This window comes from Amycolatopsis rubida, from assembly GCF_900115345.1.
GTDB classification, from domain to species: domain Bacteria; phylum Actinomycetota; class Actinomycetes; order Mycobacteriales; family Pseudonocardiaceae; genus Amycolatopsis; species Amycolatopsis rubida.
The window spans coordinates 61,195-78,309 of record NZ_FOWC01000023.1; the positions used below are offsets into that span (position 1 = coordinate 61,195).

Consider the following 17,115-nt stretch of genomic DNA (forward strand, 5'->3'; position numbering starts at 1 on the left):
GCGTGAACCTGTGGCCGGAGGAGACCGCGGCGAGGTATCGGGCCAGCGGGTATTGGCGGGGGCAGACGTTCGGAGCGCTGCTGACCTCGCTCAAGGAGGCGTATGCGGACCGGACGGCGGTTGTCGGCGAGGGGCAGCGCTGGACGTTTGCCGAGGTGGACGAGCGGGCGCATCGGCTGGCGGCGGGGTTTTCCGCGGACGGGATCGGGCAGGGCGACCGGGTTGTCGTGCAGTTGCCGAACATTCCGGAGTTCGTGCCGGTCGTCTTCGGGCTGTGGCGGGCCGGTGCGGTGCCGGTGTTCGCGTTGCCTGCGCATCGCGACAGCGAGTTGCGGCACTTCGCGGAGCAGAGTGGCGCGAAAGCGATCCTCACCGTCGGCGGGCACGCTGGGCATGATCACGCGAAGATGGCGCGGGAAGTCGCGCAGCAGCACCGGAAAGTCTTCGTCGTGGGGGAGCCGGAGTTCGCGGAGCTGGCCGCGAGCGCGCCGCGCGAACTGCCGGAGCCGGATTCGGAGGGGATAGCGTTTCTGCAGCTGTCCGGCGGCAGTACGGGGCTGCCGAAGCTGATTCCGCGTACGCACGACGATTATCTGTACAGCGTGCGGGAGAGTGCGCGGATTTGCGGGCTCAAGAAAGAAAGCGTGTATCTCGCGGCTTTGCCGGTCGCGCACAACTTTCCGCTCAGCTCGCCTGGGTTGCTCGGCGCGTTGCACGCGGGGGCGGCCACGGTGATGGCGCCGCGGCCGGACGCGGACACCGCGTTCCGGCTGATCGAGGCTGAGGGGGTCACGATCAGCGGGGTCGTTCCGCCGCTGGCGGCGGCTTGGGTGCAGGCGGCGGCGCGGACCGGACGGGACCTGTCCTCTTTGGACGTTCTGCTGGTCGGCGGGGCCAAGTGCGGACGGGAGCTCGCCGAACGCGTCGGCCCGGCGCTGGGGTGCCGGCTGCAGCAGGTGTTCGGCATGGCGGAGGGGCTGGTCTGCTACACCCGGCTGGACGACCCGGAGGACCTCGTCCTCAGCACCCAGGGGCGGCCGATCTCGCCGGACGACGAGGTGCGCGTGGTGAATCCGGACGATCCGCTGGCGACGTCGGACGATCTTGTCGAGCCGGGCGGAATCGGTGCGCTGCTTACCCGCGGGCCGTACACGATCCGCGGGTACTACAACGCGGCCGAGCACAACAAGACCGCGTTCACCGAGGACGGGTTTTACCGCACTGGCGATTTGGTGCGGCAACGCGAATCCGGGCATCTCGAGGTCGTCGGGCGGGCGAAGGAGCAAATCAACCGCGGCGGCGAAAAGGTCGCGGCGGAAGAGGTCGAGAACCACCTGATGGCGCATCCGGGCGTGCTCGACGCCGCCGTCGTCGCGGTGCCGGACGAGTACCTCGGCGAGCGGACCTGCGCGTACGTCGTTCCGGCGGACGGGGAGCAGCCGAGTGCGGCGGAACTGCGCCGGTTCGTGCGCGGGCGCGGGGTGGCCGCGTTCAAGGTGCCGGATCTGGTGGAGGTGGTCGGGGAGTTCCCGGTCACCGGCGTGGGCAAGACCAGCAAACGCGAACTGCGGGCGGCGCTGGCCGCCCTGGCGAAGGAGAGGTGAGGCGTGTCCCTGCCGAAGATCCGGGCGTATCCGCTGCCGACGGCGGCGGATACGCCCCCGGGGCGGGTCGACTGGCGGCCCGACCCGGCGCGGGCGGCTCTGCTCGTGCACGACGTCCAGCGGTATTTCCTTGCCCCCTATGAGGGTTCGCCGATTCCGGAGATGCTCGCGAACATCGCGGAGCTGGCGGAAAAGGCGCGCGGCAGCGGCATGCCGGTGTTCTACACCGCGCAGCCGGGCAAGCAGCCCGCCGCCGATCGCGGGCTGCTCACCGAGTTCTGGGGCGACGGCATCGGCGCGGTGATCGACGACGATCCGCGCGCGGCGGACATCGTCGACGAGCTGGCCCCGCGGCCGGGCGACACCGTGCTGGACAAATGGCGCTACAGCGCCTTCCAGCGCAGCACTTTCCGCGAGCAGCTCGGCGATCGCGACCAGCTGCTGATCACCGGCGTCTACGCGCACATCGGCTGCCAGACCACGGCGGTCGAGGCGTTCATGCGCGATGTCCGGCCGTTCCTGATCAGCGACGCGGTCGCGGACTTCGACCGTTCCCGGCACGACCAGGCGTGCGAGTATGTCGCCCAACGCTGCGGCGTCGTCACCACCACTGCCGACGCGCTCGCCGCGCTGTCGGCGCCGATTCCCGCAGGAGCACCTCGATGAGCACCCCCGAACTGACTGCTGAGCAGGTCAACGCGGACGTCGCCGAACTGCTCGGCTGCGGACTCGACGAGCTGACCCCGGACACCGACCTCGCCGACCTCGGCCTCGATTCGATGCGGATCATGAGCCTGGTCGAGAAGTGGCGCGGCGCGGGCGCGGCGCAGCTGGAATTCGCCGACCTCGCCGAAGACCCGCGGCTCGGGCATTGGACGAAGCTGCTCACCGGCGGCGCGCAGTGAGCCGGGATACGCACCGGCACCGGCATACCGCCCGCATCGCGGAGGTCCGCGCGGGACGTCAGGCCGAGAAAGTGCCGTACCCCATCCGGATCCGGCGGGCGGAGGTCGTGCGGACCAGCGCGGTCGGCGCCGGGCTGCTGCGGGTCACCCTCGGCGGGCCGGGCACGAACGGGTTCGAGGCGCATTCGCCGGACGAGCACGTGAAGATCCTGTTCCCGGACGCCGACGGCCAGCTGCGGCTGCCCGAGGCGAACGGCGACATGCTCCGCTGGCCGAAGCCGTCGCCGATCTCGCGCGAGTACACCGTCCGCCGCTACGACCCGGCCTCCGGCGAGCTGGATCTCGACGTCGCCCTGCACGACGGCGGGCTCGGTTCGGACTGGGCGCGCGCGGTGCGGCCGGGCGAGACCGTGCACGTCGCCGGTCCGCCGGGCGGGCTGATCGTGCCGCACACCTACGACCGCTACCTGCTCGCCGGCGACATCACGGCGTTGCCCGCGCTCGCGCGCTGGCTGGAGGAACTGCCGCGGACCGCGGTGGGCTGGGCGTTCGCCGAGGTGGCCGACGCGAGCGAGGAGATCGACCTCGACGCGCCGGACGGTGTCGAAGTCCATTGGCTGCACCGCGGTGCGGCCGCGCCGGGCAGCGTCGAGCTTCTCGCCGGCGCCGTGCGTGAAGTCAAGGTGCCCGAAGGCGAACGGCTTTACGCGTGGATCGCCGGTGAAGCGGGCGCGATCAAGCCGCTGCGCCGCTGGCTGCGCGACGACCTCGGGCTCGCCCGCGAGGACTGCGACGTGACCGGCTACTGGAAACGCGGCGTCGCGGACTTCGACGACGAGCACGACCACTGACGCCTCGTGAGTGGTCATGCCGGTTAGAACCGGCACGACCACTCACGACACCCCCGCCCCCCGCACCGCTCTCCCTACCTGAGGACCCTCGCATGACCGTCACCAGAACGACCCGTCTCGCCGCCGCCGCGCTCGCGGTCGCCCTCACCGTCGTCGCCGGCTGCGGTTCCGGCGACGCGCAGAGCGGCGGGGGCGACGCCCCGACCCGCGTGTTCGCCGCCGACAACGGCGAGATCAAGATCCCGGTCAAGCCCAAGCGCGTGATCGCGACCGGCTACGCCGTCCCGGCGCTGCTTGAGGCGAAGGCTCCGCTCGTCGGGATCTCGACGTGGAAGCGCGGTCTTCCGATGATGACGACCGAGGACCGCAAGAAGTACGACGAGCTGCCGAAGGTCGCGGGCGAGCAGGCCGCCGAGACGAATTACGAGGCCATCGCGCAGGCCGATCCGGACCTGATCGTGATCGGCGTGCCGAAGCCGGTGCTCGCCGACATCGACGTCAAGCGGCTGCAGGAGATCGCGCCGGTCGTGGCGATCGGCCCGTCGGTGCCCTCGGCGTGGCGGGAGCTTTCGCGCAAGCAGTCCGACGCCGCCGGCGCGCTGGCCGGGTTCGACGCCGCGCGCCAGGAGTACGAGGCGAAGGCGAAGCAGCTCGCGGACAAGTACAAAGCCGTGCTGCCGCAGCTGAAACTCGGCCACGTCGGCGCGTACGGCGAGGTCGCGAAGGGCAACTTCCAGCGCGAGTTCGACAATTCCTGGGGCACCAACATCGCCCAGGACCTCGGCGCGAAGTACTACGGTCAGGTGAAGGTCAAGGGCGGCGGTTCGAAGGACGTCAGCGAGTACCCGTCGATCGAGGAGCTGCCGACCGCGTTCGCGCAGGCCGACGCGATCACCTATTCGGTGAAGCCGGACGGCTCGGTCCCGCCCGCGGTGAAGTACGTGCTCGATTCGCCGCTGTGGAAGAACCTTCCCGCGGTGAAGGCGGGCAAGACGTTCGCCTTCCGCTACACCGAAGCGGCCACCTACCGGGCGGCGATGAAGACGCTGGACGCGGTGGACCAGGCGTTCGCGCCGCTGCTGAAGAAGTGACCGCGCGCAGCCGGACCGCGCTGCTGGCCGCCGCCGTCGTCCTGCTGGCGGCGGTGGCCGTGGTCAGCGTGGGCATCGGCGCGCACGGCATCGCGCCGGCGGAGGTGCTCCGCGCCATTTTCGGGCACGGTGATCCGGCTGATCAGGCGGTAGTACGCGACGTCCGCGCGCCGCGCGCGCTGCTGGCGGTCGGCGTCGGCGCGGCGCTGGCGGTGGCCGGGGTGCTCGTCCAGGTGCTGTCGCGCAACCCGTTGGCCGAACCCGGCGTGCTCGGCGTGACGGCCGGGGCCGGGTTCGCCATCACGATCGGTTCCGCGCTCGGCATCGCGGTTTCCGCGTCGGGGGAGTTGCTGTTCGCGGTGCTCGGCGCGGTGCTGGCGACCCTGCTGGTGTACGCGGTCGGCCGGCGGTCGCCGTTGCGGATGGTCCTGACCGGCACCGCGCTGACGTTCGTGCTCAGCGGCGTTTCGCTCGGGCTGCGGTTGTTGCTGCCGGACACCTTCGACCGGTACCGGTTCTGGGCGGTCGGTTCGCTGGCCGGACGGGAACAGGCGCCGCTGACGGTTCCGTTGATCGTGATCGCGGTGAGCGTGGTCGCGGCGTTTCTGTTGAGCCGTCAGCTGAACGCGCTCGCGCTGGGCGACACCGTCGCGCACACTCTCGGCGCGCGCGTGGCGCGAATCCGTGCGGTGACGCTGTTGCTGATCACCCTGCTGGCCGGGGCGGCGACAGCGGTGGCCGGGCCGATTCTGTTCGTCGGATTGATCGTGCCGCATCTCGCGCGGCGCGCGGCGGGCGCGTCGGTGCCGTGGCTGACCGCGTTCGCGGTGGTGCTGGGCCCGATTCTGCTGCTGATCTCGGACATCGGCTCGCGCGTGCTGCTGCCGACCGGCGAGGTGCCGGTCGCGATCGTGACGGCGTTCGTCGGCGGCCCGGTGCTGATCTGGGCGGTCCGCAAGTACGGGACGGCCGCGCTGTGACCGCGTTCGTGTTCCGCCGCGGGCGGATTTCGCTGCGGGTCGAGCGCCGCACGGTCATTCTCGTCGCCGTGCTCGGCGTGGTTCTCGCCGGTCTCGCGTTGCTGGGGCTTTGCTACGGCGCGGCCTGGGCGAGTCCGGCGCGGGTGTTCGCCGCGCTCGGCGGGTCCGGCGGCGGCCCGGGCGTGGTGATCCGCGAATGGCGGCTGCCGCGGGTGGCGGCCGGGCTGGTGTTCGGCGCCGCGCTCGGGCTGGCCGGGGCGATTTTCCAGAATGTCACGCGGAATCCGCTCGGCAGCCCGGATGTGATCGGGCTCGACTCCGGCGCCTACACCGGCGCGCTGATCGCGATGACGGTGCTGTCCGGATCGCCCGCGCAGCTGACGTTCGCGTCGGTGGCCGGCGGGCTGCTCACCGCGGCCGCGGTCTATCTGCTTTCGATGGGCGGCAGCCGGTCCGGGTTGCGGCTGATCGTCATCGGGATCGCGATCAACGCGATGCTGACCGCGCTGAACTCGTGGATCGTGCTGCGGGCCGACCTGGAGGTCGCGATCGCCGCGGTCGGCTGGAGCGCCGGTTCGCTCAACGGCATCGGCTGGAGCGACGTCGCGGTGCCGTTCGGGGTGCTGGCCGTGCTGTTCGCGGTGCTGCTGACCCGGGCGCCCGCGCTGCACCAGTCGGCGCTCGGCACGGAACTCGCGGTGACGACCGGGGTCCGGCACGAATCCCTGCGGCTGCAGCTGGTGGTGATCGGCGTCGCCTGCACGGCGACGGTCACCGCGGTGGCCGGGCCGATCTCGTTCGTCGCGCTGGCCGCCCCGCAGATCGGCCGCAGGCTCGCCCGCGCGCCGGGCATCCCGTTGCTGCCCGCCGCGCTGACCGGCGCGCTGCTGCTCGCCGGAGCCGACCTCGTCGCGCAAATGCTGCTCGCCCCGGTCTCGCTGCCGGTCGGCGTGGTCAGCACGGCGATCGGCGGCTGCTACCTGATCTGGCTGCTCACCAAGGAGGTGCGGCGGAAGTGACTGCCCGCTTGACCGCGCGGGACCTCACCCTGCGCTACGGAGACCGCGTCGTGTCGACGCAGTTGCGGCTCGACGTGCCCGACCGTGCGTTCACCGCGGTGGTCGGCCCGAACGCGTGCGGCAAATCGACATTGCTGCGCGCGTTCGTCCGGCTGCTCCGCCCGTCCGAGGGCGGCGTGACCTTCGACGGCCGCGAGGTCGGGGCGTATCCGGCCAAGGCGCTGGCGCGGGAGCTCGGCTTCCTGCCGCAGGATCCGTCCGCGCCGGAGGACGTCCGCGTGCGGCAGCTGGTCGCTCGCGGGCGGTTCCCGCACCAGTCGCTGCTGTCGTCGTGGTCGGAGGAAGACGAGACCGCGGTGGTCAGTGCGATGACCGCGGCCGGGGTCGCCGGGCTGGCCGACCGTCCGGTGCAGGAGCTGTCCGGCGGGCAGCGGCAGCGGGTGTGGATCGCGGTCGTGCTCGCGCAGCGCACGCCGTACCTGCTGCTCGACGAGCCGACGTCGTTCCTGGACATCGCGCACCAGTACCAGGTGCTGGAGCTGCTGAAGCGGCTGCGCGACGAGGGCCGCACGGTGATCGCGGTGCTGCACGACATCAACCAGGCCTGCCGCTACGCCGACCATGTCGTCGCCATGCGCGAGGGCCGGGTCGTGGCCGAGGGCGAGCCCGGCGACGTCGTGGACGCCGCGCTGATCAAGGAAGTCTTCGACCTGCCGAGCGTCGTGGTGCCCGATCCGGTCACTGGCACGCCGATGGTCGTGCCGTCGCTCTGAACCCGGGAGTCACCAGTTGAGCACCGCACTCGCCACCCTGGAGCTGACCAGCGCCCAGCTGGGCATCTGGAACGCGCAGCGGCTGGAACCGGATTCGCCGTACTACCTGGTCGGCGACGTCATCGAGATCTCCGGGAGCTCCGGCGGCGCACCGGTCGACCTCGCGGCGCTGGCCGAGGCGGTCCGGGCGACCGCCGAGGAGGCCGAAAGCCTGCGGCTGCGGGTGTTCGACACTCCGGACGGGCCGCGGCAAGCCGTGTCCGCCGAGCCGGTGCCGTTGCCGGAAGTCGTTGATTTGCGAGGGGAACCGGATCCGCTGGCCGCGGCGCACGCGCGGGTCGCGGCGGAGCGGCGGCGGGTGGCCGAGGCGTGCCGCGGGATGCTGGACCGGGCGTTGTTCTCGCACCTGATCCTCCGGCTTTCCGATACCGAGGTGTGGTTCACGCAGCTCGGCCATCACCTGGTGTTCGACGGCTACACCGCGGCGATGCTCGCCCGGCGCACCGCCGCCCGGTACACCGCGGCGGTGCGAGGCGAACAGGTGCCGCCCTCGACGTTCGGCCGGTTCGCGGATCTCGTGGAAGCCGATCGCTCGTACCGGATGAGCGAACGGTTCACGCAGGACCGCGCGTACTGGTGTGATCGGTTCACGCCGATGCCGGAGCTGGCCGAGGACGCGAGCGCGGCCGGGCTGCCGGAAGCGACGTTCACCGCGCGCGCCGAACTCACCGCGGACGAGGTCGCCGGGCTTGGCGAACTGGGGAAGCGCGCGGGGACGACCTGGGGTGACGCGCTGATCGCGTGCTACGCGGCGTTCCTGCACCGCGTGCTCGGGACAGCGGACGTCGTGTTCGCGGTGCCGTTGATGTGCCGGGTGGGCGCGGCGTTGCGGACTCCCGCGATGGCGGTCAACGTGCTGCCGTTGCGGGTGCGCGTGCGGCCGGGCGATCGTCCGGAGGAGCTGACCGCGCGGGTCGCCCAGGCGTTGCGGGAGATGCGCGCGCACCAGCGGTACCGGGGCGAGAATCTGCCGCAGGACTTGGCGGTGCCCGGCGCGGGGGCGTTGCTGCACGGACGCGGGATCAACCTGAAGGCGTTCGACCTGGAGCTGGCGTTCGGCGAGGCGCGCGGGACGATGCGGAACGTCGCGGGCGGGCCGCCGGAGGACATGGGGCTCAGCGTGCTGCCGACGGCTGGCGGCGGGCTGCTGCTGGGTTTCGAGGTCGACGCGCGTTCGCAGGACCAGGATGGCGTTCATGCGCAGCTCACCGCGTTGAAGGCGGTGATCTCCGCGTTCACCGGTGCGGCCGCGCCGTCGGTCGGCGGGGTGGACCTGGTGCCGGACGTCGATGCCTTGCTCGCCGAATGGTCGGCTCCCGCGGTTTCTGCGACCGGAGAAGGGTTCCTGGACGGGCTCGGCGGGCAAACCGCGCTGGTCCGCGGGGACGAGCGGCTCACCGGCGACGAGGTGCGGGACCGGGTGCACCGGCTGGCGCGCGCGTTGCGGGCGCGGGGCGTGGGCGCGGACGACGTGGTGGCGCTGGCGTTGCCGCGGTCGGTCGATCTGGTCGTCGCGTTGCTGGCGGTTCTCGACGCCGGGGCCGCGTTCCTGCCGCTGGATCTGGCGCATCCGGCGGAACGGTTGCGCTCGCTGGTCGCCGAGGTGACCCCGAAGCTCGCCGTGACGGTCTCGGATCTGCTGCCGGGAGTGTCGCAGCTTCGGCTGGACGATCCGGCAGTACGGGAGGAGATCGCCGGGTATTCGGCGGTGCGGGAGCAGGGAGACCGGCACCCGGAAAGCCTCGCGTACGTCATCTTCACCTCGGGCTCCACCGGGCAGCCGAAGGGAGTGCTGGTCCGGTCCGGCGGACTGGAGACGTTGCTGCGGAACCACCGCGCGACCACGGTCGCCGAGACCGCGCAGGGGCGGCGGCTTCGCGTGGCGCACACCTACTCCTTCGCCTTCGACTCGGCGATCGAACAACTGCTGTGGATGCTGTGCGGGCACGAACTGCACGTCTACGACACGGAAACCGCGCGCGACGTCGACGCACTGCACGCCGCGTTCGTGCGGGACCGGATCGACGTCATCGACACGACCCCGTCGATGGCAGCTCCGTTGCTGGACGCGGGGTCGCTCGACCCGGCGTTGCTGGTGCTCGGCGGCGAGGCGACGGCACCGGCGTTGTGGCAGCGGGTCGCTTCGTCCGGCATCCGGGCGCGCAACATCTACGGCCCGACTGAGGCCACTGTGGACGGTGCCAGTGCGCCGATCACCGGGGACGAGCCGGTGATCGGGTTCGCGGTGCCGGGGACCCGGGTGTACGTGCTCGACGCCGCGCTGCGGCCGGTGCTGCCGGGCAGTCGCGGCGAGTTGTACCTCGCCGGACCGCATCTGGCACGTGGTTATCTCGGCCGGCCGGGCGGGACGGCCGAGCGGTTCGTCGCGGATCCGTTCGGGCCGCCGGGGGAGCGGATGTACCGCACCGGCGACATCGTGCGCTGGGTGCCGGGCCGGGGGCTGGAGTATCTGGGGCGGCGCGACGGCCAGGTCAAGATTCGCGGCCACCGCGTGGAATTGGGCGAGGTCGAGGGCGCGCTCGGTGCGGTGCCCGGCGTGCGGGCTGCCGCGGCGACGGTGCGCGGGCCCCGGCTGATCGGGTACGTCGTCGGCACTGGGCTGACGGCGGACGACGTTCGGGCGGCGCTCGCGGAGCGGTTGCCGGAGGCGATGGTCCCGGCCGCGGTCGTGGTGCTGGACGAACTTCCGGTGACCAGCAACGGAAAACTCGATCGTGCCGCGCTGCCCGCGCCCGCGGCGGCCGAGGGCGGACGGGAGCCGCGGACCGAGCGGGAGCGGTTGCTGTGCGCCGCGATCGCCGAGGTGATCGGCGTGGAGCGGGTCGCGGTCGACGACGATTTCTTCGCTCTCGGCGGCGACAGCATCACCGCGATCGGGGTGAGCAGCCGGTTGCGGGCGCACGGGCTGGACCTGCGGCCGCGGGATTTGCTGGCGCGGCGCAGTTTCGCGGCGTTGGCGGCGGCGAGCCGGGATCTGTCCGAACCGGACAGCGAACCGGACGAGCCGATCGGCGAGGTTCCGGCGCCGCCGATCGTGCGGACGTTGTTCGACCTGAATCCGGACCTGGACGCGATTACCGGCTATGCGCAGTGGACAGCGCTCCGGGTGGACGGCCCGGTGCCGGGGCTGCGCGAAGGCGTGCAGGCGGTTCTCGATCACCACGACGTGTTGCGGCTTCGGGTCGAATCCGATGGCTCGCTGGTGATCCGGCCGCGGGGAGCGGTCGCGGCGTCGGTCAGCGAGGCGACGGGGGATCCGGCCGAGGTGGCGGAACGGCTCGCGTCCGAATTGGACCCACGCGCCGGGGAGATGCTGCGCGTCGCGCTGGTGGGCGACCAGCTGGTGATTGTCGTGCACCACTTGGCGATCGACGGGGTTTCCTGGCGCATCTTGCTGCCTGATCTGCAGACGGCCTGCGAGGGTGGGGTGCTCGAACCCGTGCGCAATTCGTGGCGACGCCATGCCTTGGCGCTCGCCGAACAGGGGGCGAGCGGTGCGCGGCGCGGAGAGCTGGCGCACTGGCGGTCGGCGCGGAAAAGCAAGCTCGACCCGAAGCTGGATACCGTTGCCACCGCACACCGTTCGGTCACGCTCGCGGCTGAAGAAGAGAGCGCGGCGATCCTGACGACACTGCCCGCTGCCTATCGCGCAGGTGTCGATGAGGTGCTGCTCGCCGCGCTCGTGCTGACGCTGCGCGGCGACGAAGACGCTCTCACCGTCACGATGGAGGGCCACGGCCGCGAAGGGCTGGATCTCGCCCGGACCGTCGGCTGGTTCACCGCCGAATACCCCGTCCACATTGAACTGTCCGGTGTGGACACCCTCGACCGGTTGCTGCGCGCGGTCAAGGAAGCACGGCGCGCGGTGCCGGAGGGCGGGATCGGGTTCGGCGTCCTCCGGTACCTGGACCCGGGTGCCGAGTTCGCGCCGGAAATGCCGGACGTCCTGCTCAACTACCTCGGCCGGTTCACTCCGCTGTCGGGCGGCTGGCAGCTGCCGGACGAGGATCCGTTCGCCGTGATCGAGCCGCCCGCGAAGGCGTTGGAGCAGGTTCTGGCGCTGAACTGCTTCGTCCGCGAGGACGGCGTGCCGCGGATCGCGGTCGAATGGACCGCCGCGAGCCGGGTTCTGCCGCCGGAAGAGGTCGAACGCCTCCAGCAAGCGTGGGCCGCCGCGCTGGCCGCGTTGGCCGCGCATGCGCGGGAGAACACCGGCGGGCTCACTCCGTCGGACCTTCCGCTGGTCACGCTCACCCAGGACGACATCGACGCCCTCGAACAGCAGAGCCCGGTCGCCGACGTCCTGCCCGCAACGCCGTTGCAGGCCGGGCTGTCGTTCCACACGCTGACGCGGGGCGGACCGGACGTCTACACCGTGCAGGCGGTCACCCGGCTCGAAGGACAGCTCGATCCGGACCGGATGCGAGCCGCCGCCGAGGAGCTGCTGCGGCGGCATCCGGCGCTGCGCGTCCACCTGCACACGACAGCGGCGGGTGAGGTCGTGCAGGTCGTGCCTGCCGACGTGCGCCTGGACTGGCGGCACGTCGAGCACCCGGCGAGCGCCGACGGCGAATGCGCGGCCGAACTGGCCCGGCCGTTCGACCCGGCGGTACCGCCGTTGATCCGGTTCCTGCTGCTCACCCTCGGCCCGGCCGAACACCGGCTGGTGCTGACGATCCATCACGCGCTGCTCGACGGCTGGTCGATGCCGCTCGTCGGCCGCGCCCTGCTGGCCACTTACGCCGAGCTGGACGGCGGAGCGGCCGCTCCGGTGGCACCGCCGCTGGCCGAGTACCACCGGGTGCTGGCCGCCCGGGATCACGACGCGGCAGCCGAGGCCTGGCAGACCGCGTTGGCCGGGCTGGAAGAAGGAACCCGGCTCGCCCCGTCGACCACGGAGTCCGCTTCGGACCGTCCACAGCGGATCTGGGTGGGACTCGGCACGGAGTTCAGCGAGCAGTTGCGCGGCTTCGCCCGAGAACGCGGAGTGACGTCGACAGCGGTGTTCCAGACCGCGTGGGGCGTTCTGCTGGCACGGCTCACCGGACGCCAGGACGTCGTTTTCGGCTGCCCGGTGTCGGGCCGTCCGTCCGATGTTCCCGGCGTGGAGGCGATGATCGGCCAGCTCGGCACGACGATCCCGGTGCGCGTGGCGTTCGCGCCGTCCGATCCGGCCGAGCAGGTGCTGGCACGAGTGCAGGACGAGAACGCGCGGCTCACCGACCACCATCACCTCGGCCTGCCCGGCATCCAGCGCGCGGCGGGCGTCGGCGATCTGTTCGACACGATGCTGGTGATGGAGAACTTCCCGCTCTCCAGCCGGGAACGCGAACCGCTCGCGCCCGGGCTCGACCTCGCCGGCGTCGACATCACCGACGCGACGCACTACCCGCTGACCGTGATCGTGCTGCCCGGCGACGAGATCTCGATCGGCTTCGGCTACCAGCCGCAGGCCTTCGACGAGCCGACCGTGCGGGCTTACGCCCGGTGGCTGACGACGCTGCTGCGCGAACTCGTGGCCGGCCCGCGGCAACCGGTCGCCCGGCTGCGTTCTCTCCCCGAGGACGAGGAAGAAGCCCTGCTGCGTCAGGGAACCGGGCCCGAGCCGAAGCGGGAAGCCGGTACCTGCCTGGAGGAATTCGCCCGCTGGGTGCGGGAAACTCCGGACGCCGAAGCCGTCGTGTGCCGGAATCGCCGCCTGACCTACGCGGAACTAAACCGGAAGGCGAACCAGCTCGCGCACGCGTTGCGCGCGGCCGGGGTGCGGGAGCAGGACCCGGTCGCGGTGCTGCTGGAACGCGACATCGACCTGGTCGTCGCGCTGTTCGGCGTGCTCAAGGCCGGTGCGGTGCACGTGCCGATGGACCCGGCCTACCCAGCGGAACGCCTGGCGCATCTGGTGAAAGACAGCGCGCCCGCCGCGGTGGTGTCCACTTCGGATCCCGGCTTCGGCATCCCGGCCATCGACCCGGCGGTCCTGAGCGGACCGGCTGCCTGGGACGACGTCGTTCCGTCGCCGGACTCGCTGGCGTACGTGATCTACACCTCCGGCACCACCGGAAAGCCCAAGGGCGTCGCGATCACCCATCGCGGCATTCCGAGCCTGGTCGCGTTGCAGGAGGACATCGTCGGCATCCGCCGCGGCGAGCGGTACCTGCACTTCGCGTCCACGAGTTTCGACGTCTCCTACTGGCAGTTCTTCCTGCCGCTGCTGTCCGGCGGCACCTCGGTGATCGCGCCGGAGGAGGTCCGCGGCTCCGGCGACGACCTGCTCGCCTACGCCGCCGCGCACCACGTCACCGGGCTGAACCTGCTGCCGTCGTTTCTGTCCGCGATGCCGGACGACGCGACGGTGGACCCGGAGGTGTTCTTCGTGGTCGGCGCCGAACGGCTCGACCCGGAGCTGGCGCACCGCTGGGGCGAGCGGCGGGCGCTGTTCAACGCCTACGGCCCGACCGAGGTCACGATCAACTCCGTCACCTGGGTGTACTCCGCCGACGACCCCGGGCCGCTGCCGATCGGACGGCCGGACCCGCGGGTGCGGGCGTACGTGCTGGACGCGGGCCTGCGGCCGGTCGGGACCGGCGTCACCGGCGAGCTGTACCTCGCCGGGCCGAAGCTCGCGCGCGGCTACGTGAACCGGCCGGGGCAGACCGCGGAGCGGTTCGTGGCCGATCCGTTCGGCGCGCCCGGCGACCGGATGTACCGCACCGGAGACCTCGTGCGCTGGCGGCCGGACGGGCAGCTGGTGTTCCTCGGCCGCGCCGACCACCAGGTGAAGCTGCGCGGGTTCCGGATCGAGCCGGGCGAGATCGAGTCGGCGCTGGCGCGGCATCCGGACGTGCGGGCCGCGGTCGTGCTCGTGCGCGAGGACCGGCCGGGGGACCGGCGGCTGGTCGGTTACGTCGTGCCGGTCGACGGCGCGGACCCGGATCCCGCCGCGCTGCGCGAGTATCTGGCCGCCGAACTGCCTGCGCACATGGTGCCGTCGGCGGTGCTCTCGCTGGAACGGCTGCCGCTCGGGCCCAGCGGCAAGCTCGACCGGGCGGCGCTGCCCGCGCCCGGCCCGCGCACCGTCGCCGCGGCTCGGCAACCGGCGACGGAAGCGGAAACCGTGTTGCTGCAAGTGGTTCGGGAGCTGCTCGGCCCGGACGTCACGATCGACGACGGGTTCCTGGACGCCGGCGGCGACAGCATCGCTTCGCTCCGGCTGGTCGCGCGTGCTCGTCGCGAGGGCCTGCACCTGACCGCGCGGGATGTCTTCGAGGGCGGCACGATCGCGGGGATCGCGGCGCGGTGCAGCGACCGGACCGTAGTGGTCTCGCCGGACCTGACGCCTGCGGTCGGGGACGCGCCGCTGACGCCCGTCATGCGTGAACTGCTGGAACGCGCTGGTTCGGACGCCGACAGCTTCTGTCAGTGGGTAGAGGTGTGCGTGCCGTCCGGCGGTGACGTGCCGAAGTGGCGGGCGGTGTTCGACGTGCTCCTCGAACGGCACGATGTGCTGCGGTCGCGCCTGGCCGGTGACGTGCTGCGCGTCCCGGAACCGGGCACCGTGACCGGGGCGGACGTGCTGATGGTCGTCCCGGCGGGCGAGGACGCGGATCTGCGGGCGCTGCTGGACGACCAGATCGCGGCTGTCCGGGCCGCGATGGACCCGCGGACCGGCCCGATGCTGCGGGCGGTGTGGGTGGACGCCGGGCCCGCGCGACCGGGGCGGCTCGCGCTGGTCGCGCACCATCTCGTGGTGGACGCGGTGTCGTGGCGGATCCTCCTCGACGACCTTGAGCAGGCTTGTCTCGGCCACCAGCTGCCGGAGCGCGGGCCGTCGTTCCTCGGCTGGGCGCGCGCGTTGGCCGCGGCCAAGCCTGCGCGGCAAGTGGAAGGCCCGCACTGGCAACGGATGGCGGCAACGGCGCGTCCGGTCAGCGGGACCGCGCGGCACCACGAGATCGAGGTCTCGGAAGCAACCACGCAGGCGGTGCTGACGACGTTGCCGGGCGCGTACCGGACCGGCCCGGACGCCGTGCTGCTCACCGCGTTCGCGCGGGCTTACCGTGCCTGGTGCGGCTCGGAGCTGCTGGTCGCGTTGGAGAGCCACGGCCGGCCGGACCACACGCCGGACTTCGCCGGAACCGTCGATCTGTCCCGCACGGTCGGCTGGTTCACCGCGATGTACCCGGCACGGATCGCGCCGCCTTCTGACGAGACGGCTGTCGCCGCGGTCCGCGACCAGCTCCGTGCCGCGGGCGACGGGCTCGGGTTCGGCATCCTCGGCGGAACCTCGACCGGTGCGGACGTCAGCTGGAACTACCTCGGCCGGTTCGAGGCGGCGCCGCGGGCGGAGACGCCGTGGCAGCGCCCGCCGGACGCCGATCCGCTCGGCTCCGCCGGAGGACCGCTCGGGCACGCGCTGATGGTGAACGCGATGGTGCGCGACGACCGGCTGGCGGCGCGGTTCACCTGGCCGTCCTCGGAGTTCAGCGCGGACGAGATCGCGGCGCTGGGAGCGGCGTTCCAGGAAGAACTCGCCGCGCTGGCCGCCGAGGTGCCGGCCGGAGAGCTGCTGCCGTTGACTCCGCTGCAGGAGCTGATCCTGCGCGAATCGCGGGCCGCCGACGAGGATCCCTACCCGGTGCAGGCAGCGTTTTCGCTGGCCGGAGCACTGGATCTGGCGGCGCTGGCGGCTGCGGCGAACGCGCTGGTGCGGCGGCATCCGAACCTGGGCGCGGTCTTCCCCGCCGGGCACGAGGTGCAGGTGCTGCCGACGGAGCCGCAGATCGGCTTCCGGGTGCGCGAGGTGTCCGGGAACGTCGAGCAGGTGCTCGCGGAAGACCTCGCCGAGCGGTTCGATCTCGGTGCGGGGCCGTTGCTGCGGGTCACCGTGCTCCGGCACGGCCCGGATCGGCACGAACTCGTCCTCACCAGCCATCATGTGCTGTCGGACGGCTGGTCGGCGCCGCGAATCCTGGCCGAGTTGTTCGCCGGGTACTCGGGGGAGCCGCTGCCCGAAGCGGTGCCGGTGTCGCGGTACACGCGGTGGCTCGCGGCGCGTGACCACGCGGTCAGCGGGCATGCGTGGCGGAGGGAACTGGCTGGTCTGCCGTCTCGGAAACTCCTGGCCGGGCAGCCCGCGGCGGTCGAGCCGGAACTGTTCGCTGTGGACGCTCCGCTCGTCGCTTCGCTGACGCGGGCCGGTGCCGAACACGGGGTCACGGCGGGAACGTTGCTGCAGGGTGCGTGGGCCGCGGTGCTCGCGGCTCGGGCCGGGGTCGCCGATGTCGCTTTCGGCGCGATGGTTTCCGGCCGGACGTCCGAAGTGGACGGTGTCGAGGAGATCCTCGGGCTGCTCGCCACCACGGTTCCGGTGCGGGTGCGGTTCGCCGGAACCGTGGCGGAGACCCTGAGGCAAACCCAATCCCGGCACCAGGAACTGCTCGCGCACCAGCACGCCGGCCTGGCGGAACTGGCTGCCCTGACCGGGCGGGACCGGTTGTTCGACAGCCTCGTCGTGTTCGAGAACTACCCGGTGGACCCGGCGAAACTGCGGGAACCGGCTCCCGGGCTGGCGATCACCGGGACCCGGTTCCGCGAGCGCACGCACTATCCGATGACGGTCACCGTGGTGCCCGAACTCGCGGGCGGCTGGTCCGGCATTTTCGGTTATCAGGCGGGGATTCTCTCGGCTGCGGAGGCCCGGTCGCTGGTCGCGGACCTGCTGCGGTTCCTGGCCGAGCTTCCCTCGCGGCTGGACGAGGACGCGGGCGAGTGGTTGCGGTGAACCTGTGGCGGACCGCGTTCGTGCTCGTGC

General features: G+C 72.0%; 9 protein-coding genes. All 9 read left to right on the forward strand.

Annotation, left to right across the window (positions count from 1 at the left end):
• Window positions 1–2 precede the first annotated feature (2 nt).
• The 9 genes from BM362_RS43290 (at window position 3) to BM362_RS43330 (ending at window position 17,085) form a co-directional block, all read left to right on the forward strand.
• Window positions 3–1,604 carry a (2,3-dihydroxybenzoyl)adenylate synthase gene (locus tag BM362_RS43290; protein ID WP_093577087.1) on the forward strand — a complete coding sequence of 534 codons (1,602 nt, stop codon included), beginning with the start codon at window positions 3–5 and terminating at the stop codon, window positions 1,602–1,604.
• Between the two features lie 3 nt (window positions 1,605–1,607).
• Complete coding sequence (locus BM362_RS43295) at window positions 1,608–2,270, forward strand: isochorismatase family protein (RefSeq protein WP_093577088.1); 663 nt, start codon at window positions 1,608–1,610, stop codon at window positions 2,268–2,270.
• The gene (locus tag BM362_RS43300) at window positions 2,267–2,509 is read left to right on the forward strand and encodes a phosphopantetheine-binding protein (protein ID WP_067576409.1); all 243 of its coding nucleotides are present in this window, start codon (window positions 2,267–2,269) and stop codon (window positions 2,507–2,509) included. The genes BM362_RS43295 and BM362_RS43300 overlap by 4 nt, the downstream gene beginning before the upstream one ends.
• The gene (locus BM362_RS43305; protein ID WP_067576410.1) at window positions 2,506–3,360 is read left to right on the forward strand and encodes a siderophore-interacting protein; all 855 of its coding nucleotides are present in this window, start codon (window positions 2,506–2,508) and stop codon (window positions 3,358–3,360) included. Before BM362_RS43300 ends, BM362_RS43305 begins: the two co-directional genes overlap by 4 nt.
• 92 nt (window positions 3,361–3,452) lie before the next feature.
• The gene (locus BM362_RS43310; RefSeq protein WP_067576411.1) at window positions 3,453–4,451 is read left to right on the forward strand and encodes an ABC transporter substrate-binding protein; all 999 of its coding nucleotides are present in this window, start codon (window positions 3,453–3,455) and stop codon (window positions 4,449–4,451) included.
• The gene (locus BM362_RS43315) at window positions 4,448–5,431 is read left to right on the forward strand and encodes a FecCD family ABC transporter permease (protein WP_067576412.1); all 984 of its coding nucleotides are present in this window, start codon (window positions 4,448–4,450) and stop codon (window positions 5,429–5,431) included. Before BM362_RS43310 ends, BM362_RS43315 begins: the two co-directional genes overlap by 4 nt.
• Window positions 5,428–6,450 carry a FecCD family ABC transporter permease gene (locus BM362_RS43320; RefSeq protein WP_093577089.1) on the forward strand — a complete coding sequence of 341 codons (1,023 nt, stop codon included), beginning with the start codon at window positions 5,428–5,430 and terminating at the stop codon, window positions 6,448–6,450. Before BM362_RS43315 ends, BM362_RS43320 begins: the two co-directional genes overlap by 4 nt.
• Window positions 6,447–7,223 carry an ABC transporter ATP-binding protein gene (locus BM362_RS43325; RefSeq protein ID WP_067576414.1) on the forward strand — a complete coding sequence of 259 codons (777 nt, stop codon included), beginning with the start codon at window positions 6,447–6,449 and terminating at the stop codon, window positions 7,221–7,223. Before BM362_RS43320 ends, BM362_RS43325 begins: the two co-directional genes overlap by 4 nt.
• A 16-nt stretch (window positions 7,224–7,239) precedes the next feature.
• A complete protein-coding gene (locus BM362_RS43330) occupies window positions 7,240–17,085 on the forward strand; it encodes a non-ribosomal peptide synthetase (RefSeq protein ID WP_093577090.1) in 9,846 nt (3,281 codons plus the stop codon).
• The last annotated feature ends 30 nt before the right edge of the window (window positions 17,086–17,115 follow it).

Coding starts and splice junctions, on each gene's coding strand:
- BM362_RS43300 (WP_067576409.1), top strand. CDS start 2,267: ATGAGCACCCCCGAACTGACTGCTGAGCAGGTCAACGCGGACGTCGCC.
- BM362_RS43310 (WP_067576411.1), top strand. CDS start 3,453: ATGACCGTCACCAGAACGACCCGTCTCGCCGCCGCCGCGCTCGCGGTC.